The organism is Paracidovorax citrulli (assembly GCF_900100305.1).
Taxonomy (GTDB): domain Bacteria; phylum Pseudomonadota; class Gammaproteobacteria; order Burkholderiales; family Burkholderiaceae_C; genus Paracidovorax; species Paracidovorax citrulli.
Genome location: NZ_FNEY01000021.1, coordinates 1 through 21,962 on the forward strand (window position 1 = coordinate 1; position 21,962 = coordinate 21,962).

Consider the following 21,962-nt stretch of genomic DNA (forward strand, 5'->3'; position numbering starts at 1 on the left):
GCATCGAGCGCGTCATGACCGACAACGGCTCTGGCTACAAAAACGCCTTCCGCGCGGCCTGCGAGGAATTGGGCATCCGCCACATCCGCACGCGGCCCTATACGCCCAAGACCAACGGCAAGGCCGAGCGATTCGTACAGACCAGCCTGCGGGAGTGGGCCTATGCCAGACCCTACGAAAGCTCAGCCCAACGCACGGCTGCCCTGCAGCCCTTCATTGACGGCTACAACTGGTGCCGGCCACACTCCGCGCTCGGCCATCAGCCTCCCATCACACGCATTCCGGGTGTGAACAACCTCGTGAGACTCAACACCTAGCGTTACAGTGTCGCGGCCGATTTCGCTCACGAGGTAGAGCAGAGTACGGGGTTAGACCTGCCCTCTAAAGGTAGGCACTTAACTCAAGGCTCCCCGTCGGCAGAGTCGCGCGGCATCACCCAACGGCAAGACCTGACTACAAGAACAGATCCATACAAGTACTTAAGGGGGAGCATGGACAGCCTTACAAGGGCGGAAGCTGAGGCAATCCTGTCAGAGCCGCACTACTGCGAAGACGCATCACCGGACGACTGGGTGCTCTTGGAACGACCCAAGGGAGCATTTAGTTTTGAACTGGGGCTACTGAATTCGAAAGGTGAGAACGCAGGGCTCGTGGTCGCGATCCATTTCTTCCGCCAGCCGACCACACGTCTCATCACCATCAAGATGACGGTGTTCAAACAGCATCGCAAGCAGCTACCGGTCAGGGTCTATCAACTCCAGATTACGGCCAAGAGCTACTGTCCAGACGACTGGCACGACGAAGCCCATGAGCACTTCGGAGATGGACGCGATCCAGTCCCACAGTGGAGAGAATGGCGTTCCTTTCCTGATATTCTGAAATTTTTCTCCCACCGAACCAACATCCAGTTCCGCCCCCCACTTGAAGACCCCGAATACCTGAGGCTCAAGCCATGATTTGCAGCAACCTACTCAAATTAACCGGATTTGCTTGCCACCCCATTGACGAGCAGGGTTCGCTTGCGCAGATCGTGACCCCGTTTTCTTTTGCTGATGGTGACCCTTTCCCTGTATACGTTGAGACGTTCAGCAATGATGTTCATCGGTTCTTTGACGACGGGTTGACGCTGCTCCATCTCATTGGACGCGGCATGAAATTCGAGTCTGGACACAAGTTGCGGTTCTTGAGCAACATTGCGAGCAAGCACGGAGCGACCCTCAACGAGGGTGGGGTGCTAGAGGTACTGTCTAAAGCATCGCAGCCCGCAGAAGCGTTTGCGCGGTACATAGCGTGTTTGGTAGCAATCACGACCTGGGAAGAAGAGCACCAAGGCGTAGATGCTGATGGGTCAGCTTTCGCTACCATGGTGGCGCATGCACTCATGCAACTCCACCCCGAGCAGGAATTGGAGCAGCGGCCTAGCTATGTCGGAAGCTCAGGAAAGCGGCATGAACTGGACTTCAAGATCGGTGGGACGGGATACGTCGCAGTCAAGCCATCGCCGCAGTCGGCAGCTCCGGCACTGTACAAATTGGTGGACATAACCAACCGCGAAAGCAACGCGCATGAATCTCTTGCCGTCGTGGTAGACGACAGGTTCGATAAGGAAGGGGCGAAAAGTACCCAACAGGTTTTTAGAGGCATTGCGAGCCGGGTCATCGGCTATAGCAAGATTGCACCTCCAGAGCCTTCTGTAGTTCACTGAGCATTCTTACCCAGCCACAAAGCCCGCCTCGTACGGGCTTTTTTACGCCTCCACCGGTCCAGCGTTGTACGCATCCATCAACGCCAAGAAGAAAACTTCGATGCTCTGCAATCTGCCACGCGCGCAGCATCCAAGCGTCACAAGATCGCCAAACTAAAGCGGCGCCAAAGCAGCACTCACCGCGACCACTTCCGCTCGGCCTTCGGCTCCACGGTGATGTCCACGTGCTTCTGCACTTCGGGCCGGCCGGTACGGGGGTTGGTATCCACCACGTCCTCGAGCGTGATCTTGCTCACTTCGGCCTGGGTGTCTGCCTCCAGATCCTCCAGCACCTCGCCCACCCGCTTCTCTGCGGCATCCACCTGTTGCTGCGTGGCGGGAGACGGCGTGGTGCGGGACAGCATGGCGGGGTTCCTTGGAGAAAAGAAGGAAGGGATCGGGGCCGTCAGGGCCGGGCCTGTGCAACCGCCGGGAAGCCCTGCAGCCATCCGCAATGGGGAGGCAGATCGGCCGGCTCCGGCGGAGGCGCCGGAATGTCGGGCTCGACGGGCTGGTCGCCCTTGTCGGCAGGGGAACGGTGCAGGGAAGGCATGGGGAATGGGGAACGAGAGGGAGCGACGGCGGAAGAGCCTGCTCAGAAGCCGCTCATGACGGATGCCGCGAAGTAGGCGATTCCCAGGCTGGAGAAAAGCACGAATCCGGCCACGACAGTCAGCATTTCTTTCATGTTCGTCCTTCAATGGCGGAACATTGCCGGCCGGCACCGATGCGAAATGCACCGAAGATCGCGCCACGGCCGGCGCGGAATTCCTGTAACGGGGCTGGGGCAATGCCGCCCGAGCCGCCTTTTCCTGCTGGCCCGCCGCGGGATGATCCATCACCGGGCCTGGCCACTTGTGTTCAATCTTGGGCACCTGCCGGAGGAGGGGAACAATTCCCGTCTCCTGCAGGCACAGCCGCTACTGTATGAAAACCCCCAATTCCGCTATGTAGGACGAATGCGGGTTCGATGTCGGACGGGTGATCTGAAAAGAAAAACCGGGGGCACCCCCGGCCTCGTGCACGGCAGTGGTCAGCCTTCCTGGCGGCGGATCAGGGCACGGCCGCTGTCGGTGATGACCAGGTCGCCGGTGGCGTTCTTGGCGATATAGCCGCGCTCGTAGAGTCGGCCGGACAGATGGTGGCGCAGGGCCTCCGGCACGCTGATGGCGCGGCCGATCTCCAGTTGCTTGAGGGCTTCGAGCTCATCGACCGTGGGATCGAAGTGGGGGGCGTGGTAGGTGCCGCTCGTGTGGTTTTGCATGTGCCGGTACTCCTTGTTGTGACGATAGGCAGGGAAACAGAGCCTGCAAGCCTGCTCTACAGCAGGTGTGACACAGCCTAGCCCGCGGTCGCGGGCGATGCAACCGGACAGGGCGCCGTCGCGGTCAAGTCGCGGCCATGTCCTGCAACCACGCGGCGAACGCCGCGACCACCGGCGGCTGGGGCTGGGCGGGAGTGACGAAGTAATAGCCTCGGCCTCCCCGCGGCGCGCGGTCGCAGGCCGGCACCAGTTCGCCCCGGGCACGCTCGGGCTCGATCAGCATCAGCGGTACCAGCGCCACGCCCAGGCCGTGGGCGGCGGCCACGGCGGACATGGAAAAGAGCTCGTAGCGCGGGCCGTCCAGGGCATGCTGTGGGGCATGCACCCCCATGGATTCGAACCACTGGCGCCAGGCCAGCGGCCGCGTCGTCTGCTGCAGCAGCGGCAGTTCCGCCAGGGCTTCCGGCGGCAGGGGCCGCCCCTCCGGCAGCAGCGCGGGGCTGCAGACCGGAGCCACATCCTCCTGCATCAACCGCAGGGCCTGGGTGCCGGGCCAATTGGCCACCTGCTCGGGCGTGCCGGCATAAAGGGCCGCATCGAAGCCCGCATCCGCGAAAAGGAAGGGCCGCACCTGGGTCTCGATGTGAACGACGATGTCGGGATGCCGCTCGGCCAGCCGGGGCAGGCGGGGCACCAGCCAGCGGGTGGCGAAGGTGGGCACGGCGGCGAGGCGGATGGAACCGCCCTGCCCCTGGTGGGCCATGACGTCGAGCGTGTCGCGCTCCAGGCCTTCGAGCCAGCGCCCGACCTGGGCGGCGTAGTGCGTGCCGGCCGGCGTCAGCGCCACGCCGTGGCGGGTGCGGCGGAACAGCGCCACGCCCAGGAACTCCTCCAGCGCCATGATCTGCCGCGACACGGCGCTTTGCGTGAGGAACAGTTCCTGGGCCGCCCGCGTGTAGCTTTCATGGCGGGCGGCGGCTTCGAAACAGGCCAGGGCCTGGGTGGACGGCAGGGTGCGGCGCATGGCCGGATGCTACACAGGTATTCCAAAAGCTCATTTCTGGATGCGAGTTCATCGCTTGCCGCAGCCCATCCACAAGGCATAGCATCCATGCATTCCGAGTGACATGCCGAACCGGCAAATCACATCTTTCGCCCGATTTCAAGGAGACACACCATGGCCCGCCCTGCAGCCTTCCACTGGGAAGATCCCTTCCTGCTCGACCAGCAGCTCAGCGACGACGAGCGCATGGTGCGCGATGCCGCGGCGGCCTACTGCCGCGACCGGCTGGCGACCCGCGTGCTGGAACAGTTCCGCCACGAAAAGACCGATACGGCCATCTTCCGCGAGATGGGCGAGCTGGGCCTGCTGGGCCCGACCATCCCTGAGCAGTACGGCGGCCCCGGGCTGAACTATGTGGCCTACGGCCTGATCGCCCGCGAGATCGAACGCATCGATTCGGGCTACCGCTCCATGGCCAGCGTGCAGAGCTCGCTGGTGATGGTGCCGATCTTCGAGTTCGGCACCGAGGCGCAGAAGCAGAAGTACCTGCCGAAGCTGGCGAGCGGCGAATGGATCGGCTGCTTCGGACTGACCGAACCCGACCACGGATCCGACCCCGGCAGCATGGCCACGCGCGCCCACAAGACCGCGGGCGGCTACAAGCTCAAGGGCAGCAAGATGTGGATCACCAACAGCCCCATCGCCGACGTGTTCGTCGTCTGGGCCAAGGAGGTGAGCGAATCCGGCGCCGTGGGCCCGATCCGCGGCTTCGTGCTGGAAAAGGGCATGCAGGGCCTCACGGCGCCGGCCATCCACGGCAAGGTGGGCCTGCGTGCCTCCATCACCGGCGAGATCGTGATGGACGATGTGTTCGTGCCCGAGGAGAACGCCTTCCCCGAGGTACAGGGCCTCAAGGGTCCGTTCACCTGCCTGAACAGCGCGCGCTACGGCATCGCCTGGGGCGCGCTGGGCGCGGCCGAGTTCTGCTGGCACACGGCGCGCCAGTACACGCTGGACCGCAAGCAGTTCGGCCGGCCGCTCGCCGCCAACCAGCTCATCCAGAAGAAGCTGGCCGACATGCAGACCGAGATCGCCATCGGCCTGCAGGCCTGCCTGCGCCTGGGCCGCATGAAGGACGAAGGCACGGCCGCCGTGGAGGCCACTTCCATCATCAAGCGCAACAGCTGCGGCAAGGCGCTGGACATCGCCCGCATGGCGCGCGACATGATGGGCGGCAACGGCATCAGCGACGAGTTCGGCGTGGCACGGCACCTGGTGAACCTGGAGGTGGTCAACACCTACGAGGGCACGCACGACGTGCATGCGCTCATCCTGGGCCGCGCCCAGACGGGCATCGCCGCGTTCGCGAACTGACGGCGCCATGGACGCGGCTCCCCTGCCCTCCCCCGCGCCCGCGGCCGGCGCGCTCGCCGGTATCCGGGTACTCGACCTCTCGCGCGTGCTGGCCGGACCGTGGTGCACCCAGGTACTGGCCGACCTGGGCGCGGACGTGGTCAAGGTCGAGCGCCCCGGCCTGGGTGACGATACGCGCCAGTGGGGCCCGCCGTTCCTGAAGGATGCCCAGGGCCGCGAGACGGACCAGGCGGCCTACTTCACGGCCTGCAACCGCAACAAGCGCTCCATCACCATCGACATGGCCCACCCGGAAGGCCAGGCACTGATCCGTGCCATGGCGCTGCGGGCGGACGTGGTGGTGGAAAACTTCAAGGTGGGCGGGCTGAAGCAGTACGGGCTGGACCACGAGAGCCTGCGGGCCCTGAACCCGCGGCTCATCTACTGCTCGGTGACGGGCTTCGGGCAGGACGGCCCCTATGCCGCCCGGGCCGGCTACGACCTGATGGTGCAGGCCTTGACCGGCCTGATGGACATCACGGGCCGGGCGGACGGCGAACCCGGCGGCGGCCCGCTGCGGGTGGGCGTGGCGGTGATCGACCTGTTCACGGGCCTGTATGCCAGCAATGCCATCCTGGCAGCACTGCATGCCAGGCAGCACACTGGCGAGGGCCAGCACATCGACATGGCCCTGCTGGACGTGGGCATGGCCGTGCTGGCCAACCAGGCCGCGGGTTTCCTGGCCACCGGGGAATCGCCGCGGCGCCAGGGCAACAGCCACCCGAGCCTGGTGCCCTACCAGGACTTTCCCACGGCCGACGGCGCCATGCTGCTGGCCATCGGCAACGACGGCCAGTTCGCGCGCTTCTGCACGGCCGCCGGCCGGCCGGAATGGGCATCGGACGCGCGGTTCAGGACCAATACCCTGCGCGTGGTGCACCGCGCCGAACTGGTGCCGCTGATGGAGCCGGTGACCCGCACGCGCAGCACCGCGGAATGGGTGGCGCTGCTGGAGGACAAGGCCGTGCCGTGCGGGCCGATCAATAGCATCGCCCAGGCGTTCAATGATCCGCAGGTGCGCGCGCGCGGGCTCGCCGTGGAGCTTCCGCGCCGGCCGGACGGCAGTGCAGGTGCCGATGGCATCGCCACCGTGCGCGGCGTCGCCAGCCCGTTGCGGCTGTCGGCCACGCCGCCCGTGCTGCGCCATGCGCCGCCCGCGCTGGGGCAGCATACCGAAGAGATTCTGGCGGACATGGGGCTGGACGCGGCCGCCGTGGCCCGTCTGCGCGGCGCGGGGGTGGTGTAGCCGTCCGGCTGCCGCGCGGATCGCGGCACGGGCCGACAGACGGCCTGGATGGAAGTCAACCAGAATACGGGGCGACGCGTCATATTGCCGTCATCCTTCGCCCGGCCGGCGGTCTGCCGGCCGGGCACCCGTCCACCACGGACCGGCCCGCCCCCGGGGCACCGGAGCCGCACCTGCAGCGAAAGCCCCATGCGCCCACCTGCCCTCCTCCTCAAGTCCCTGGCCGCCACGCTGCTGGGCGCCATGGCAGCGGGCTGCGCCGTGCCGGGCGATCCGTACTACGGCTACGGTTCCGGTCCGGCCTACGGCGCCCCCTATCCCGTCGGCCCGTCCTATCCCTACGGCGGATCGGTCACGGTGTATGAACAGCCCACCTACGTGGTCCCCCGGCCCGGCTATCCCGTGGTCGTTCCCCCGCCGGGGTATGTGGTGCGTCCCTCCCCCTGGGACGACGCCTGGCGCGAGCGCCGGGACCGCGACGAGAGGGAGCGCGCATGGCGCGAGCGGCGAGACCGCGAGGCCTGGGAAGCCGGCCGCCGCCAGGAACGCGAGCGGGAACGGGAAAGGCAGCGGGAACGCGACCGGGCCAGGGGGCCGGGTCCGTCCCTCAGCGGCACGCTGCAGGACGAGGCCCGCCGGCAAGCCGATCAGCAGCGCTGGCGCGACGACATGCGCTCCCGGGGCCGGCTGCCTCCGCAGGAGGCACCGAACCGTGTCTTCCCGAGACCCTGAAAACCATGCAAGGACAGCTGCCATGACCCCTGCCACCACCCCGGCGCGCATTCCTTCCAGGCCCTGCGCCGGCGTCCTGGGCTGCGCCGGCCTCGCTGCGGCGCTCTGGCTGGCTGGCGCGCCCGTCCAGGCCCAGGTCCTGCGCTGCACGGATCCCGCGACGGGACAGGTGACCTATACGGACGGCAGTTGCGGCCGGGGTGCGGCCGCGCGCGAGGTGGAGCCGCGCAAGACACCCGAGGAGATCGACCGGGAACGCGAGCAGGCGCGCGCCGCATTGGAGACCAAGCGCCAGCGGCAGGAGGCCGAGGCCCTGGCCGAGCAACAGCAGGCGTTGCGCGAGGCGCGCGAGTCGCGGGCGCGTGCCGGACGCGAGGTCTCCACCGACCCGGCGCGCTCGCCCGAGTGCGCGCGTTCGCGCCGCCAGCTCGACCGCGTCGCGGCCGAACCCGGCCAGGGCAGCTATGAGGCGCAGGCCCGCCTGTCGGCGGCGCAGCGGCAGATGGAGCTGGACTGCCTGGGCTCCGCAGGCTACACGCAGGTGGAACGCTCGCGCGGCAACGGTGGTGCCACGTATGGCACGCAGGACATCCATGTGCCGCCCGTGGTGGTGGTGCCGCGGCATCCCGTGGTCGTGCAGCCGGCCGTGCCCGTGCCCAAGCCGCCGGGCACGCAGTGCAACGTGTTCCGGTGCTATGACGGCAACGGGAACATCTATCCCCGTTAAGCGCTGCGCAACCCCTCGGCCACGGTCGGATACCGCAGCCGCACCCGCAATTCCTTCGCGAGCCGCGTGGCATCGAGCCGGCGCGATTCGCTCATGAAGCTGAGCAGCATCGGCGAGAGTTCTTCGCCGGCCTGGGCGCGCGTGATCCTGCGCGGGCGCGGCAGGCCGTACAGGTCTGCGGCCAGGTCGAAGTAATCGCCCATCTTCAGACCACTCGCGTCGCTTACGTGATAGATGCGCTGCGCACGCCCCCGCCACAGGGCGGCCACGCACGCGCGGGCGAGGTCGTCGGCATGAATGTGATTGGTATGCACGTCGTCCTCGCGCACCAGCGCGGGCGTGCCGCGGCGCAGCCGTGCCTCGGGCGTGCCGCCCTCGCGATCGGGCGCATAGATGCCGGGAATGCGCAGCACGCTCGCGCGCACGCCCGCCCGGCCCAGGTGGCGCACCGCGCGCTCGGCGTTCACGCGGCGCCGGGCCCGCGGCGTGGCGGGCGCGACGGGCCGCGTCTCGGGCACGCGCGCGCCGCCGCAGTCGCCATAGACGCCGCTGGTCGAGCCGTACACCAGTGCGCGCGGCAGGCTGCGTAGCCGCAGCACGCGCGCCAGGGCCACGGTGCGGGGGTCGGTCCACCATGCGGTGCCCGCATCGCGCTCGCCGGGCGGCGGCGCCAGGTGCAGCACGCGCGTGGCGAGGCCAGCGAGGCGCCGCAGGGTGCGCACGTCGTCCAGATCACCCACGAGCGGCACGGTGCCGGCCGCGCGCAGTCCGGCCATGCGCGCGGGGGTGGAGGTCAGCGCCAGGACGCGCGGCCGTGGCGCGCCCTGGCCGGCCTGCAGCGCGCGCACGGCGCGCAGGCCCACGTCGCCGCAGCCGACGACCAGCACACGTTCACGGCGGAAACGCGCCGGCAGCGCGCCGAGGGGGTTCAGGTTTGAGGGCAAAATCCAGATCCGGCAACGAAGAGACACGCAAGGATAACGACCCCATGAACACCGCAGCGACGGCCGCAGCCTCCCACCAGATCACCGTGCAGCCCAGCGGCCGTGCCTTCACCGCCCAGGCCGGCGAAACCCTGCTGGGCGCTGCCATCCGCAGCGGCGTGGGCCTGCCCTACGGCTGCAAGGACGGCGCCTGCGGTTCCTGCAAATGCCGCAAGCTGAGCGGTTCGGTGGTGCACGGCGAACACCAGTCCAAGGCCTTGACGCCCGAGGAGGCCGACGCGGGCTTCGTGCTCACCTGCTGCGCCCAGCCGCTCACCGACGTGGTGCTGGAATCGCGCCAGGTGACCGACGAGAGCGCCTACCCGGTCAAGAAGATGCCCGTGCGCGTCTCCACGCTCACGCGCGCGTCGCACGACGTGATGGTGGTGCGGCTGCAGTTGCCCGCCGCCGACACGTTCCGCTACCACGCGGGCCAGTACGTCGAGTTCATCCTCAAGGACGGTGCGCGCCGCGCCTATTCGATGGCCTGCGCGCCGCACACGCAGGAGGAGGCGCCGGGCATCGAGCTGCACATCCGGCACATGCCGGGCGGCCGTTTCACCGACCATGTGTTCGGCGCCATGAAGGAAAAGGAAATCCTGCGCGTGGAAGGCCCCTTCGGCAGCTTCTTCTTGCGCGAGGACAGCACCAAGCCGATCATCCTGCTCGCCTCGGGCACGGGCTTCGCGCCGGTGAAGGCGCTCATCGAGCAACTGCGCTTCAAGGGCATCGACCGGCCCGCCACGCTGTACTGGGGCGGCCGCCGCCCGGCGGACCTGTACATGGACGCCTGGGTGCGGGAGCGCCTGGCGGACATGCCTCAGCTGCGCTACGTACCGGTGGTGTCGAACGCGCTGCCGGAAGACGGATGGACGGGCCGTACCGGCTTCGTGCACCAGGCGGTGATGGACGACCACGCCGATCTGTCGGGCCACCAGGTGTATGCCTGCGGCGCGCCCGTGGTGGTGGAGTCGGCGCGCAAGGCGTACAGCGCCGAGCGCGGGCTGCCGCCGGAGGAGTTCTACGCGGACGCCTTCACGTCCGAGGCCGACAAGCACGGCGATACCGTCGCCGCCTGAGCGGCGCCTGCTTCGGCGGCTCCCGACAGGGGCCGGGCCGGCCGATGCGGATCAGCCCATCGCACGGCACAGGTCGGCGCAGCGCCGGCACATCGCTGCGCAGGCCTGGCAATGCGCCATGTCGTGCCGGGAACATTCGTTGGCGCAGGCGTCGCACAGGCGGGCACAGAGCGCGCAGATTTCGTAGGCATGCGCGCTCTCGCGTGCCATGGCGCCGGCGGCCACGCGGCACAGGGCCGCGCAGTCCATGTCGAGCGCGATGCAGCGCACCATGTGGCGCGGCTCGGGCTCGCGCAGGCAGGACGCTGCGCAGGTGTCGCATGCATCGGCGCAGTCGTTGCAGGCACGGATGCAATCGGCGTAGCGGGACGGGGGAAGCGTGTTCTGGGATGTCTGCATGCAGGATCTCCGGGAAGGGGATGCGGCCTGGGGCCGATGGACGCGGGCGGCGCTACGTGCGGGCGGCGGGCCCGGCAGCCGAGCGCCGCGGCGCTCGATATGTCCTTTATAGAAATCGCCGCAAGGTGATGCTGTAGGACACCGCACCGAAGCTCCCGGCGTCGGACGCGCGGTTTTTCTGCACAATGGCGGCCATGACGCACCGCAGACACTTCCTTCTCTCGGCGACGGCTGCCGCCGCCTGTGTTTCCCCCCTGGCGCTGGCCCAGGCCCCCGCGCACGACGCTCCCATCCGGCTGATCGTTCCCTACGCTCCGGGCGGCCCGCTCGATGCCACCGCCCGGCTGCTGGCCGAGCGCGTGCGCGACTCGCTGGGCACGGTGATCATCGACAACAAGGCCGGCGCCGGTGGCAACATCGGCGCGGATGCCGTGGCCAAGGCGGCTCCGGACGGCCTCACCATCGGGCTGGCGGCCACCGCCACGCACGCCGTGAACCCCTGGCTCTACAGCCGCATGCCCTACGACGCGGCCAAGGATTTCACGGGTATCACGCAGATGGTCCGCGTGCCCAACGTGCTGGTGATGAACGCGGCCAAGGCCGAGCAGCTGAAGATCAACACCCTGGCCGACCTCATCGCCTACGCCAAGGCCAACCCGGCCAAGCTGAACTACGGCAGCGGCGGCAACGGCAGCGCGGGCCACCTGGCCGGCGAGATGTTCAAGCAACGCGCCGGCATCTTCGCGCTGCACATTCCCTACCGCGGCGCGAGCCCGGCGCAGCTGGCGCTGCTCGCCGGCGAGGTGGACTTCAACATCGACAACCTCGCCGCCGCGGCCCCGAACATCCGCGCGGGCAAGATCAAGGCGCTGGCCGTGACCTCGCTGCAGCCGTCGCCGATGCTGCCGGGCGTGCCTCCGCTGTCGGACACGTTCAAGGGCTTTTCCATCGACACCTGGTGGGGACTGGTCGCTCCCGCGGCCACGCCCCGTCCGGTGATCGCCAAACTCAACAAGGCTTTCGTTGCGGCACTGAACGCCCCGGAAACCAAGGCCCGCTTCACCGCGCTCATGGCCGAGCCGGTGTCTTCCACGCCCGAGCAGTTCGATGCCTTCATGGCATCCGAGCGCGCCAAGTACCAGCAGGTGGTCAAGGCGTCCGGCGCGAAGGTGGACTAGGGCTCCAGCCGGGTCCGGCGGCCACTTCCACGCGCTGGCCTGCCACGCGTTCGAGTGCAGCGGCCGGCACCCGCTGTGGCGCCACTTCCGCCAGGGGCCGCAGCACGAAGGCCCGCTCGTCCGCACGCGGATGCGGCACCAGCAGGCGCGGCGATGCGATGCGCGCGCCGCCATAGAAGAGCAGGTCGAGATCCAGCGTGCGCGGCGCGTTGCGGTAGGGGCGCTCTCGCCCCGCATCGGCCTCGATGACCAGGAGCGCATCCAGCAAGGCCGGGGCTGTCAGTCCGGTGGACACCAGCGCCACGGCATTCAGGTAATCCGGGCCCTGCGCATCCACCGGAGCGCTCGCATACAGCGACGACACCGCCTGCAGGCACGTGGACGGCAGTCCGGCCAGCGCGGCCACGGCCCCGGCCAGCGCGGCCCGGGCATCCCCGAGATTGGCGCCCAGACCGATGCCGGCCAGGACCGGCTCCCGGGACACGCCCATGGCCGTCCCGGGCATCAGGCGTCGGGTGCGCCCTGCGGCGCGCCATCGCCCCCGCCCGCAGGCTTGCGGCGGCGCCGACGGCGCTTCTTCACGGCACCAGAATCGCCGGCATTGCCTTCGGCGCCATCGTCGCCGGCGGGCGCCTGCGGCGCATCATCGGCGGCGGGCGCGCCCTCCTGCGGCACCGGCTTGGGCACGCGGCGCACCACGGGCTGGTTCTTGCGCTGGCGCTGCTTCTGCTCCTCGCGCACCTGGTCGATCATGTCCTCCCGGCGGGCTTCATCGGCCAGCTGGAACTCCTGCCACCAGTCGGCCAGGGCCTCGTCGATCTCGCCCACATCGGCGCGCAGCCGCAGGAAGTCGAAGCCCGCGCGGAAGCGCAGGTGCGTGACCATGCTGAATGGCGTGGTGCCCACGCGCTTCTCGAAGCGCGGCTGCATGACCCAGATCTCGCGCATGTCGGCGGCCAGCTTGCCGCGGCCGGACACATCGCCGATGCGCTGGTCGAACACGTCGTCGATCGCGCCCTGCAGCGCCGGGAACGGATGCTCGCGCTGCGCGAGGCGGCGGTCCCATTGCGTCTTCACGTCCTGCCAGAGCACGCAGGCGAGCAGGAAGCTCGGCGCGACCGGCTTGCCCTCGCCCACGCGGCGGTCGGTGTCGGCCAGCGCGGCGCTCACGAAGGACGTGCCGGCCCGCTCCACCACCACGTCCAGCAGCGGGTAGATACCGGTGGCGAGGCCCAGCTTCCTGAGCTGCTCGATCGTGGCGATGGCATGGCCCGTCTGCAGCAGCTTGAGCATCTCGTCGAACATGCGGCTCTGCGGCACGTCGGCCAGCAGCGCCTGCGACTCCACCAGCGGCGCCGCGGTCTTGGGCTCGATCGTGAAGCCGACACCGGCGAGCTTGGCCGCGAAGCGCACGGCGCGGATGATGCGCACCGGGTCTTCGCGGTAGCGCGTGGCCGGGTCGCCGATCATGCGGATCACCTTCTTGCGCGCGTCCTGGATGCCCTTGTGGTAGTCCACCACCACCTGCGTGGCCGGGTCGTAGTACATCGCGTTGATGGTGAAGTCGCGGCGGGTGGCGTCCTCGTCCTGCGGGCCCCAGACGTTGTCGCGCAGCACGCGGCCGCTGGCGTCCACGGCGTGCTGCATGCCCGCCAGAGCGGCCCTGGAGGTCTTCTCGTTGCCGCTGACCTGCTCGGCCGCGGCATTGTCGAGATAGGCGCGGAAGGTGGAGACCTCGATCACCTCGTGCTCGCGGCCGCGGCCGTGCACCACGTGCACGATGCGGAAGCGCTTGCCGATGATGAAGGCCCGGCGGAACAGGCCCTTGACCTGTTCCGGCGTGGCGTTGGTGGCCACGTCGAAGTCCTTGGGCTTGAGGCCCAGCAGCAGGTCGCGCACGGCGCCGCCGACGATGTAGGCCTCGTAGCCGGCCTGCTGCAGCGTGCGCACCACCTCGGTGGCGCGGCGGTCCACGAGTTCCGGGTCGATACCGTGCACGGAGGCGGGCACGTCCTCGCGCTTGCCGAAGCGGTGTTTCCCACGGCCCGTGCCCGGCGCGGCCTTGCCGAGCAGCTTGTCGATGAACTTCTTGATCATGGTGTTGGCGTAGAAAACAGGTCCAGGATGCGCCAGCCGCGCTGCTGCGCCAGTGCGCGCAGGCGGGGGTCGGGGTTGGTGGCGACGGGATGGTCGACTTTTTCGAGCAGGGGCACGTCGTTCATGGAATCGCTGTAGAAAGTGCTTTCCACATCGCTCCAGGTCCAGCCGCGGGCGGACAGCCATTGTTCCATGCGCTGCACCTTGCCTTCGCGCATGGAGGGCACACCGCGGATGCAGCCGGTGATCCAGCCGCTCCCGTCGCGCTCGAGCTCCACGGCCAGCAGTTGTTCCACGCCCAGGGCCTGCGCGATCGGGGCGGTGACGAACTCGTTGGTGGCCGTGATGATCACGACCTCGTCGCCTGCGCCCTGGTGGGTACGCAGCAGGTCGAGCGCCTGCGGCAGGATGGCCGGGCCGATGACCTCGCGCATGAACTGCGCGTGCGCCGCCGCGGCCGCCTCGGGCCCGTGCCGGCGCGCCGCATCCACCGCGAAGCGCACATAGTCGTGCACATTCAGCGTGCCGGCCACGTAGTGGTCGTAGAACTCCTTGTTGCGGCGCCCGAATTCGGTGCGGTCGTTCCAGCCGATGCGGATGGTGAACTCGCCCCACTCGTAGTCGGAGTCGAGCGGCAAAAGCGTGTGGTCCAGGTCGAAGAGCGCGAGCCGGGGGCGGCGATCTGGGGAGGCCGGAGTGTCGGGGGTCATGCGGGCATTCGGTGCGAAGGGGAACTAAGCGTCGTCGGCAGCGGCGTCGGCCCGCTATTCGGATTCCAGCATGGTCTTGAGCAGGGGGATCGTGATGGCCCGCTGCGTGCGCAGCGCGAAACTGTCGAGCTGGTCGAGCAACTGCATGAGGCTGCCCAGGTCGCGCGAGAAGCGGCCCAGCATGTAGTTCACCACGTCGTCGCCCAGGGCGATGCCGCGGGCGTCGGCTTCCTGCCGCAGCACCGCGCGGCGCTCGGTTTCGTCCAGCAGGTGCAATTGGAATATGTGGCCCCAGCCCAGGCGCGTGCGCAGGTCGTCGCGCAGCGGCAGGTCCGCGGGCGGCAGTTCGCCGGCGGCCAGCACCCAGCGCGGCGCGCCGACGGCGGGGCTGATGGCGTTGATGAACCAATTGAACGCCGCGGCCTGCTGGGCGGTGGAATACAGGTGCACCTCGTCGAGCAGCACGGCGGACCAGCGCTCGTCGAAGGCCGTGGGCAGCATCACCGACGCGTCGAGCCAGCCCACCGTGCAGCCCTGTTCGCGCAGCGCCTCGCGCACGGCTTCGAGCAGGTGGGTTTTGCCGCTGCCCGACTCGCCCCAGAGGTAGGTGGGAACCGGCGAGCGCACCGGCGCCGCGCCCGAGGCCGCGTCCCCCTCCCCCACCGCGATGCGCAGATGCTGCAATGCCTGGGCGTTGGCGCCGGGAAAGAACCGCGCCAGCGTGGGTCCGGTGGACAGGCCGATGTCGAGCGCGAGCTGCTTCATGGGAGCCCTTGCAGGCCGCCGGGTACGGCCACCGGCGCGCGGCGGGCCGGCGGCACGGGTGCGTGCACGGCGGTGGCGCGGAACGGGGAAAGCGGCAGCGGCATGGATGGAAAACGGACGAGGATCAGGGGCGGCAGGGTGCATGGCCACCGGCCGTGCGCACGCCGCAGGCCGTCCCGGCGACGCGCACCGGGGAAAGCGGCGAGGCCCGGCAGCCCGGGCAACCCGCGATTTTAGTCTGCTGCAGAGGCCGGCGCCGCCACGCACCGGCCACCCGGGGCGTGCACGGCCGAGGGGGCATTGGGCCGCGATGCCGGCGCGGCCTTAGAATCCGCGCGATCCGGCCCGCCCCGCGGCCCCCGCACCACACCATCGAGCCCATGAGTTCCTCCGCTTCCTCCACTCCCATTTCGTACAAAGACGCCGGCGTCGACATCGACGCGGGCGACGCGCTGGTCGAGCGCATCAAGCCGCTGGCGAAGAAGACGATGCGCGAAGGCGTGCTGGCCGGCATCGGCGGCTTCGGCGCGCTGTTCGAGGTGCCCAAGCGCTACAAGGAGCCGGTGCTGGTTTCCGGCACCGACGGCGTGGGCACCAAGCTCAAGCTGGCCTTCGAGTGGAACATGCACGATACGGTAGGCATCGACCTCGTGGCCATGAGCGTGAACGACGTGCTGGTGCAGGGCGCCGAGCCGCTCTTCTTCCTGGACTACTTCGCCTGCGGCAAGCTCCATGTGGACACCGCCGCCGCGGTGGTGGGCGGCATCGCCCGCGGCTGCGAGCTGTCGGGCTGCGCGCTGATCGGCGGCGAGACCGCCGAGATGCCCGGCATGTACCCGGACGGCGAATACGACCTCGCGGGCTTCGCCGTGGGCGCGGTCGAGAAGTCGAAGATCCTCACCGGCCGCGAAGTGGCTGCCGGCGACGTGGTGCTGGGCCTGGCCTCCGCCGGCGTGCACTCCAATGGCTTCAGCCTGGTGCGCAAGTGCATCGAGCGCGCCGGAGACTCCGCCCCCGCCACGCTGGACGGCAAGCCCTTCAGGCAGGCCATCATGGAACCCACGCGCCTGTACGTGAAGAACGTGCTGGCCGCGCTGGCGCAGCACCCCGCCGACGCTGGCGGCATCAAGGCCCTGGCCCACATCACGGGCGGCGGCCTGCTGGAGAACATCCCGCGCGTGCTGCCCGAAGGCCTCGCCGCCCACCTCAAGGCCGGCAGCTGGCCGCAGACCGAACTGTTCGCCTGGCTGCAGAAGACGGCCGGCATCGACGACATCGAGATGAACCGCACCTTCAACAACGGCATCGGCATGGCGGTGGTGGTGTCCGCCGCCCAGGCCGAGGCCGTCGCCGCCACGCTGCGCGCGCAGGGCGAATCCGTGCACGCCATCGGCGTGATCGCCGAGCGCGGTACGGGCGCCCCGGTCGTGGTCGCCTGATCCGCCAGCACATCCCACATCCCTTTTCGCGCCATCCCATGGAGCCGCTTCCGACGGCCGACCCGGCCCCCGCCGCGCCGACGCGCGGCGTGCGTACCGCCAGCTACCTGCTGATGGGTGGCGCCCTGCTGCTCGTGATGTGGCAGGGCCTGCTGCCCGGCCTGATCTGCGCCTGCCTGGGCTTCCTGCTCACCCGCTGGCTCGCGCCACGGCTGGCCGGCGCCCTGCCCCGCGGCTGGCAGGCAGGCGGCCGCGCCTTTCGCTCGGGCCAGGTCGCGGCCGCCACGCTGGTGGGCATTGCGCCGCTGGTGCTGGTGGCGCTCGCAGCCACGCATTCGCGCACCTACATCGTGGAGGCGCCGCAGCAATACCGTGAGCTGCTCGACTTCCTCGCGCGCACCGTGCTGGAACTGCGGCAGAAGCTGCCGGCCGACATTGGCGCGCACCTGCCCGAGGGCGCCGCGGAAATCCAGCGCACCATCGCCGGCTACCTGGGCGCCAAGGCCGGCGCGCTGGCCCTGGCCGGGCGTGTCTGGCTGGCGGGCCTGCTGCATGCCTACGTGGGCCTGCTCATCGGCGCACTGGCCGCCGTTCGGCCGCTGGACGGTACACGCGGGCCGATCGCGGTGGCGCTGGGCGAGCGCATCACCTACCTGGGCGACGCCTTCCGGCAGATCGTGGCGGCGCAGTTCTGGATCGCCACGTTCAACACCCTGCTCACCGCGCTGTTCCTGCTGGCCATCCTGCCGCTGTGGGACCTGCGCCTGCCCTACACCCCCGCCCTCATCACGCTGACCTTCCTGGCGGGCCTGGTGCCGATCGTGGGCAACCTGCTGTGCAACGCGGTCATCACCATCGTGGGCCTGTCGGTTTCGCCGACCGCGGCCATCGCCTGCCTGGCCTTCCTGGTGCTGATCCACAAGGCCGAATACGTCATCAACGCGAAGGTGGTGGGCCAGCGCACGCACATGGGCGTGTGGGAGCTGCTGTCGGTGATGTTCGTGGCCGAGGCGGTATTCGGCCCTGCGGGGCTGGTGGCGGCGCCGCTCTTCTACGCCTACCTGAAGAAAGAGCTGGAAGCCGTGCGGCTGGTGTGACGGCCACCACGCGCCGAAGCTTGTCCGGAATTGATCGGTACAGGTCCGCGCACGGCCGGACTTCCGGGCGGCCTGGCGGCACCATCAAGGCAATCGAAACACCCAACCGCCTACGGGAGATTGCCATGAAAGCCTGTCTGTTAGTGATCGACGTGCAGGAGTCGTTCCGCCACCGCCCCTTTTTCTCGGAAGACGGCCTGCCCGCCTACCTCGCGGCGCAGAACGCGCTCATCGAGGGCTGCGAGGCGCGCGGCATTCCGGTCGTGCGGATACTGCACAGCGATGGTCCCGAAGAGGCATCGAACCCCTTCGCGCCTGCATCCGGGCATGTACGCCCCCTGGCCGGGCTGGCCGGGTCCGCGCCCGCGGCGGAATTCACCAAGCACCGCCACAGCGCGCTGGTGGGCACCGGCCTGGACGTCTGGCTCACGCGCCAGGGTATCGGCCGGCTGATCGTGAGCGGCATCCGCACCGAACAGTGCTGCGAGACCACCACGCGCCACGCCAGCGACCTGGGCTGGGAAGTGGACTATGTGGGCGAGGCCACGCTGACCTGGGACATGCGCCAGCCCGACGGCCGGGTGCTGACGGCGGCGGACATCCTGGCCCGTACGGAGACCGTGCTCGCAGGCCGCTTCGCCACCCTGTGCACGGTGGCCCAGGCGCTGTCCCGCGCGGGGGCAGGCACTGAAGCGGCCCTTGCCGGAGAGGCGGCATGAGCGCCGTGGAGGCGATGGACGGGCAACCCCCGCCTGCCTCCATCCGGGTGGCGCTCCTGGCGTTCGACGACGTGGAGGCGCTGGACCTGGCGGGCCCCTACGAGGTTTTCACCACCGCGGCCCGCCTGCATGCGCGCCATCAGCCCGGCACGCCGCCGCTGTTCGACGTGCGCTGCGTGGCCCGTACGACCGCCGGCGGAGTCGTCGTGCGGGCGCGCGCAGGCCTGCGCATCGTGCCGGACGGCGATTTCAGCGACGCCGTTCTGCCCGATGTGCTGATCGTGCCGGGCGGCGTGGTGGACGATGCCATGCGCTGCCCCGATACCCTCGCCTGGATCGCGCGCGCCGCCGCCAGTGCCCGGGTGACGGCCTCGGTCTGCACGGGCGCCTTCCTGCTCGCGGCCGCGGGTGTGGTGCGGGACGGCGCGGTCACCACGCACTGGGAGGATGTGGACGACCTGCGCAGGCAGTTCCCGCGGCTCGACGTGCGCACGGGCGTGCGCTGGGTCCAGCACGGCGGTGCCGGCCGGCTGTTCACTTCGGCGGGCATCAGCGCCGGCATCGACCTGTCGCTGCACCTGGTGGAACGCCTTGCCGGCCGCGCGCTCGCCGGACGCACGGCCCGCCAGATGGACACGCCCTGGCATCCCGATCCTCAAGGGGTATCGCACGCATGAACGGCGACCGGCCCGGCCCGATCCACGTCGTCTTCGCCTTGCTGCCCCACAGCCTGGTACTGGACTGGGCCGGCCCGGCGGAAGCGCTGCGCATCGCCAACCAGTGCCTGCACGCGCAGGGGCTGCCCGAGCGTTTCGTGCTGCGCTTCGCGAGCCCCACGCCGCAATCGGTGACTTCGGTCGGCGCTGTGCTCAGCGGACTGGAGCCCCTGCCCACGGCATGGCCTGCCGCCGCCTGGGTGGTTCTGATCGGCCTGCCCGGCGCGGCGATCGACGTGGCGACCGCAGAGGCCCGCGCGCTGCTGCACTGGCTGCGCGGCCTGCGGCCGGAACGGAGACGGCTCGAACTGCTGACCATCTGCGCGGGCTCGGTGCTCGCGGCCCATGCCGGGCTGCTCGCGGGCCGTCGCGCCACCACGCACCACCAGCACCTCGCGGAGCTGCAGCAGGTGGAACCGCGCTGCGACGTGGTGGCCAACCGGGTCTTCGTGCCGGATGCCCCGCTCTACAGCAGCGCGGGCGTCACCACCGGCATCGATCTCGTGCTGCACCGCATCGCGGACGAATGCGGCCCGGCCATCGCCGCGCAGGTGGCTCAGACCATGGTGGTGGCGTTGCGGCGCGGCCCCCACGACCCGGAGTTCTCGCCGTTTCTCGCCCACCGCAACCACCTGCACCCGGCGCTCCACCGCGTGCAGGACGCGGTGTCGCAGCACCCGGCCGGAGACTGGAGCGTTCCGGCCATGGCCGAGGTCGCGCATGCATCGCCCCGCCATCTCACCCGCCTGTTCATCGACCATGCGGGCATCGCCCCCCTGGCCTGGCTGCGCACCATCCGGCTGGCCACGGCCGAGGCGGCACTGAACACCGGCCACACGGTGACGCAGGCCGCGGCCCTGGCCGGCTTCAGTTCGGACACTCAGCTGCGCCGGGCATGGCACCGGTTCGGGCGCGGCGGTACGCCGTCGGAGCCGGCCCGCGCCTGAGCGCGCTGTTCCGGAACGCCGCGTGCGCAAGCACACGCCATCGGTGGATGCTGCCCTTCAGCCCAAGATTGGTACGGCCGTCAAGCGCGTTCTGAAAGCCGGCGGCTCCGACTTCAGGTTTCCAGCCCTTTCGGGAACTGAGGCGGCCGCGCTCATGCAGGCTGCCGGCATCGTGAACGAGAACGGGAAGCTCGCGAAGCAATACCCGTGGCGAAAGCAAGGCTGCATTCGACGGCGACAAGGATCTCCAGATTGCCGTGCAGGATCTGGCCTGCATCAAAGGGGGGTTGCTGGTGCCAGGCGACAAGCTTCTCGGTGACATGGAACTGGCAGAGGCCAGGAAGCGCCTGGAGGAAGCCGAGAGGCAGCGGACTGCGGCAAGCCCGGCGGGCTACGAAGTAGCGTCAGTCGTCGAAGAGCCGCCGCGTCTCCGGCACGCGGGCCGCCGCCTCGGCCTCGCGTGCTTCCTCATCCGTCAGCAGATTGCCCACGCGCACCCCCAGCAGCCGCAGGCGCTTGTCCAGCGGCACGCGCTTGAGGCATTCGCCCGCCGTGCGGCGGATCGCGGCGGCGTCGCGCGTGTAGGCCGCGATGGTCTGGTCGCGCGTGGCGATCCTGAAGTCGTCGTAGCGCAGCTTGATGCCGATCGTCTTGCCCACGTAGCCCTTGCGGCGCAGGTCTTCGGCCACGCGCTCGCACAGGTCGGTGAAGATGCGGCCGAGTTCCGCGCGGTCGCGCACGGCGTGCAGGTCGCGGTCGAAGGTGGTCTCGCGGCTCATGGAGACGGGCTCGCTCTCGGTCACCACGGCCCGGTCGTCGCGCCCCCAGGCGGCCTCGTGCAGCCAGGCGCCGTACGCCTTGCCGAAGGTGCGCACCAGCCAGTCGCGCGGGCGCGCCGCGAGGTCGCCGATGGTGTGGATGCCGTAGGACTGCAGTTTGGCGTCGGCCTTGGGGCCGATACCGTTGATCTTGCGGCAGGCCAGCGGCCAGATCGCCGCCTGCAGGTCGCCCTCGTGCACGATCGAGATGCCGTTGGGCTTGTTGAATTCGCTCGCCATCTTGGCGATGAGCTTGTTGGGCGCGACGCCGATCGAGCAGGTCAGGCCCGTGACCTCGAAGATGCTTTTCTGGATGAGCCGCGCGAGCACCCGCCCGCCCTCGCGCTGGCCCCCGGGCACCGCGGTGAAGTCGATATACACCTCGTCCACGCCGCGGTCTTCCATGACGGGGGCGATGGAGAGGATCACGTCCTTGAACTGCCGCGAGAAGCGCCGGTAGGACGCGAAATCCACCGGCAGCAGGATGGCCTGCGGGCACAGCCGCGCCGCCTTCATCAGGCCCATGGCCGAGCCCACGCCGAACTGCCGGGCCGGGTAGGTGGCGGTGGTGATCACGCCCCGGCCCACGTAGTCGCGCAGCAGCGGAAAAGCCTCCACCGGGATCTCGGACTCGCGGCCGGCATAGGCCCGGGCGAGTGCCTCGTCCTCGCTCCGGCGGCCGCCGCCGATGACGGCCGGCAGGCCCTTGAGCTGCGGATAGCGCAGCAGCTCGACCGAGGCGTAGAAGGCATCCATGTCCAGGTGAGCGATGCGGCGCGGCAGGGACGCCGCCGCCGCGCCGGCGGGAAGGGCCGCGGCCTGCGGCTGCGCGGACGTGTCAGGGGATGCGCTCACGGAACGCATTGTGCCGCGCCCGCCCGGCGCC

The 21,962-nt window shown here is 69.5% G+C and carries 25 protein-coding genes; 14 read left to right on the forward strand and 11 right to left on the reverse strand.

The window, feature by feature from the left end:
• From BLR99_RS14470 to BLR99_RS14475, 3 genes are all read left to right on the forward strand, one after another.
• Positions 1-317 (forward strand): integrase core domain-containing protein (locus BLR99_RS14470; RefSeq protein WP_139160166.1); only part of this gene is annotated, 317 nt, incomplete at its 5' end.
• A gap of 174 nt (positions 318-491) precedes the next feature.
• Positions 492-956, forward strand: coding sequence for a hypothetical protein (locus BLR99_RS22620; protein ID WP_017438592.1), 465 nt, complete (start codon positions 492-494; stop codon positions 954-956).
• Positions 953-1,705: a DUF1828 domain-containing protein gene (locus BLR99_RS14475; RefSeq protein ID WP_011795112.1), complete on the forward strand. Its 753-nt coding sequence runs from the start codon at positions 953-955 to the stop codon at positions 1,703-1,705. Before BLR99_RS22620 ends, BLR99_RS14475 begins: the two co-directional genes overlap by 4 nt.
• 176 nt (positions 1,706-1,881) lie before the next feature.
• Here the strand turns inward: BLR99_RS14475 and BLR99_RS14480 are convergent, their stop codons facing one another.
• From BLR99_RS14480 to BLR99_RS14490, 4 genes are all read right to left on the reverse strand, one after another.
• Positions 1,882-2,109 carry a hypothetical protein gene (locus BLR99_RS14480; RefSeq protein ID WP_011795111.1) on the reverse strand — a complete coding sequence of 76 codons (228 nt, stop codon included), beginning with the start codon at positions 2,107-2,109 and terminating at the stop codon, positions 1,882-1,884.
• Positions 2,110-2,150: 41 nt separating this feature from the next.
• Positions 2,151-2,297 (reverse strand): hypothetical protein, encoded by a 147-nt coding sequence (locus BLR99_RS23150; RefSeq protein ID WP_165843001.1) that lies wholly within the window; start codon positions 2,295-2,297, stop codon positions 2,151-2,153.
• Positions 2,298-2,777: 480 nt separating this feature from the next.
• Entirely contained in the window at positions 2,778-3,008 is a 231-nt protein-coding gene (locus BLR99_RS14485) for a hypothetical protein (protein WP_011795110.1), read from the reverse strand.
• Positions 3,009-3,132: 124 nt separating this feature from the next.
• Positions 3,133-4,032 (reverse strand): LysR substrate-binding domain-containing protein, encoded by a 900-nt coding sequence (locus BLR99_RS14490; protein ID WP_011795109.1) that lies wholly within the window; start codon positions 4,030-4,032, stop codon positions 3,133-3,135.
• A 153-nt stretch (positions 4,033-4,185) separates the two neighbouring features.
• Here BLR99_RS14490 and BLR99_RS14495 point away from each other — a divergent pair, with 153 nt between their 5' ends.
• The 4 genes from BLR99_RS14495 (at position 4,186) to BLR99_RS14510 (ending at position 8,129) form a co-directional block, all read left to right on the forward strand.
• Entirely contained in the window at positions 4,186-5,385 is a 1,200-nt protein-coding gene (locus BLR99_RS14495; protein ID WP_011795108.1) for an acyl-CoA dehydrogenase, read from the forward strand.
• 7 nt (positions 5,386-5,392) lie between these two features.
• Positions 5,393-6,670, forward strand: coding sequence for a CaiB/BaiF CoA transferase family protein (locus BLR99_RS14500; RefSeq protein ID WP_074687307.1), 1,278 nt, complete (start codon positions 5,393-5,395; stop codon positions 6,668-6,670).
• 189 nt (positions 6,671-6,859) lie between these two features.
• The gene (locus tag BLR99_RS14505; RefSeq protein WP_041827355.1) at positions 6,860-7,402 is read left to right on the forward strand and encodes a hypothetical protein; all 543 of its coding nucleotides are present in this window, start codon (positions 6,860-6,862) and stop codon (positions 7,400-7,402) included.
• Positions 7,403-7,424: 22 nt separating this feature from the next.
• The gene (locus BLR99_RS14510; RefSeq protein WP_074687309.1) at positions 7,425-8,129 is read left to right on the forward strand and encodes a DUF4124 domain-containing protein; all 705 of its coding nucleotides are present in this window, start codon (positions 7,425-7,427) and stop codon (positions 8,127-8,129) included.
• On the opposite strand, the gene BLR99_RS14515 is transcribed toward BLR99_RS14510, so the two are convergent.
• Positions 8,126-9,073, reverse strand: a complete 948-nt coding sequence (locus tag BLR99_RS14515) for an NAD-dependent epimerase/dehydratase family protein (RefSeq protein WP_074687311.1) — start codon at positions 9,071-9,073, stop codon at positions 8,126-8,128. The genes BLR99_RS14510 and BLR99_RS14515 overlap by 4 nt on opposite strands.
• A gap of 44 nt (positions 9,074-9,117) precedes the next feature.
• On the opposite strand from BLR99_RS14515, the gene BLR99_RS14520 reads away from it, so the two are divergent.
• Complete coding sequence (locus BLR99_RS14520) at positions 9,118-10,191, forward strand: CDP-6-deoxy-delta-3,4-glucoseen reductase (protein ID WP_074687313.1); 1,074 nt, start codon at positions 9,118-9,120, stop codon at positions 10,189-10,191.
• A gap of 51 nt (positions 10,192-10,242) precedes the next feature.
• On the opposite strand, the gene BLR99_RS14525 is transcribed toward BLR99_RS14520, so the two are convergent.
• A complete protein-coding gene (locus tag BLR99_RS14525) occupies positions 10,243-10,590 on the reverse strand; it encodes a four-helix bundle copper-binding protein (protein WP_074687315.1) in 348 nt (115 codons plus the stop codon).
• Positions 10,591-10,775: 185 nt separating this feature from the next.
• Here BLR99_RS14525 and BLR99_RS14530 point away from each other — a divergent pair, with 185 nt between their 5' ends.
• Positions 10,776-11,768 (forward strand): Bug family tripartite tricarboxylate transporter substrate binding protein, encoded by a 993-nt coding sequence (locus BLR99_RS14530; protein WP_074687317.1) that lies wholly within the window; start codon positions 10,776-10,778, stop codon positions 11,766-11,768.
• Here BLR99_RS14530 and folK read toward each other — a convergent pair.
• The 4 genes from folK to hda are packed head-to-tail and all read right to left on the reverse strand — an operon-like array spanning position 11,740 to position 15,340.
• Entirely contained in the window at positions 11,740-12,273 is a 534-nt protein-coding gene (folK, locus tag BLR99_RS14535) for a 2-amino-4-hydroxy-6-hydroxymethyldihydropteridine diphosphokinase (RefSeq protein ID WP_083369983.1), read from the reverse strand. The genes BLR99_RS14530 and folK overlap by 29 nt on opposite strands.
• Positions 12,273-13,865, reverse strand: a complete 1,593-nt coding sequence (pcnB, locus tag BLR99_RS14540; protein WP_074687319.1) for a polynucleotide adenylyltransferase PcnB — start codon at positions 13,863-13,865, stop codon at positions 12,273-12,275. Before pcnB ends, folK begins: the two co-directional genes overlap by 1 nt.
• Complete coding sequence (locus BLR99_RS14545; RefSeq protein ID WP_074687321.1) at positions 13,862-14,575, reverse strand: histidinol-phosphatase; 714 nt, start codon at positions 14,573-14,575, stop codon at positions 13,862-13,864. Before BLR99_RS14545 ends, pcnB begins: the two co-directional genes overlap by 4 nt.
• 54 nt (positions 14,576-14,629) lie before the next feature.
• The gene (hda, locus tag BLR99_RS14550; RefSeq protein ID WP_011795097.1) at positions 14,630-15,340 is read right to left on the reverse strand and encodes a DnaA regulatory inactivator Hda; all 711 of its coding nucleotides are present in this window, start codon (positions 15,338-15,340) and stop codon (positions 14,630-14,632) included.
• A 380-nt stretch (positions 15,341-15,720) separates the two neighbouring features.
• Between hda and purM the strand changes: the two genes are divergently transcribed.
• From purM to BLR99_RS14575, 5 genes are all read left to right on the forward strand, one after another.
• A complete protein-coding gene (gene purM / locus BLR99_RS14555) occupies positions 15,721-16,779 on the forward strand; it encodes a phosphoribosylformylglycinamidine cyclo-ligase (RefSeq protein ID WP_011795096.1) in 1,059 nt (352 codons plus the stop codon).
• A 38-nt stretch (positions 16,780-16,817) separates the two neighbouring features.
• Positions 16,818-17,876: an AI-2E family transporter gene (locus BLR99_RS14560; protein ID WP_011795095.1), complete on the forward strand. Its 1,059-nt coding sequence runs from the start codon at positions 16,818-16,820 to the stop codon at positions 17,874-17,876.
• 125 nt (positions 17,877-18,001) lie between these two features.
• Positions 18,002-18,595 carry an isochorismatase family protein gene (locus tag BLR99_RS14565; RefSeq protein ID WP_011795094.1) on the forward strand — a complete coding sequence of 198 codons (594 nt, stop codon included), beginning with the start codon at positions 18,002-18,004 and terminating at the stop codon, positions 18,593-18,595.
• Positions 18,592-19,272, forward strand: coding sequence for a DJ-1/PfpI family protein (locus BLR99_RS14570; protein WP_011795093.1), 681 nt, complete (start codon positions 18,592-18,594; stop codon positions 19,270-19,272). The genes BLR99_RS14565 and BLR99_RS14570 overlap by 4 nt, the downstream gene beginning before the upstream one ends.
• The gene (locus BLR99_RS14575; RefSeq protein ID WP_011795092.1) at positions 19,269-20,258 is read left to right on the forward strand and encodes a GlxA family transcriptional regulator; all 990 of its coding nucleotides are present in this window, start codon (positions 19,269-19,271) and stop codon (positions 20,256-20,258) included. The genes BLR99_RS14570 and BLR99_RS14575 overlap by 4 nt, the downstream gene beginning before the upstream one ends.
• A 404-nt stretch (positions 20,259-20,662) precedes the next feature.
• Here BLR99_RS14575 and BLR99_RS14585 read toward each other — a convergent pair whose 3' ends face one another.
• Positions 20,663-21,940, reverse strand: coding sequence for a DNA polymerase Y family protein (locus BLR99_RS14585; protein WP_011795090.1), 1,278 nt, complete (start codon positions 21,938-21,940; stop codon positions 20,663-20,665).
• Positions 21,941-21,962 lie beyond the last annotated feature (22 nt).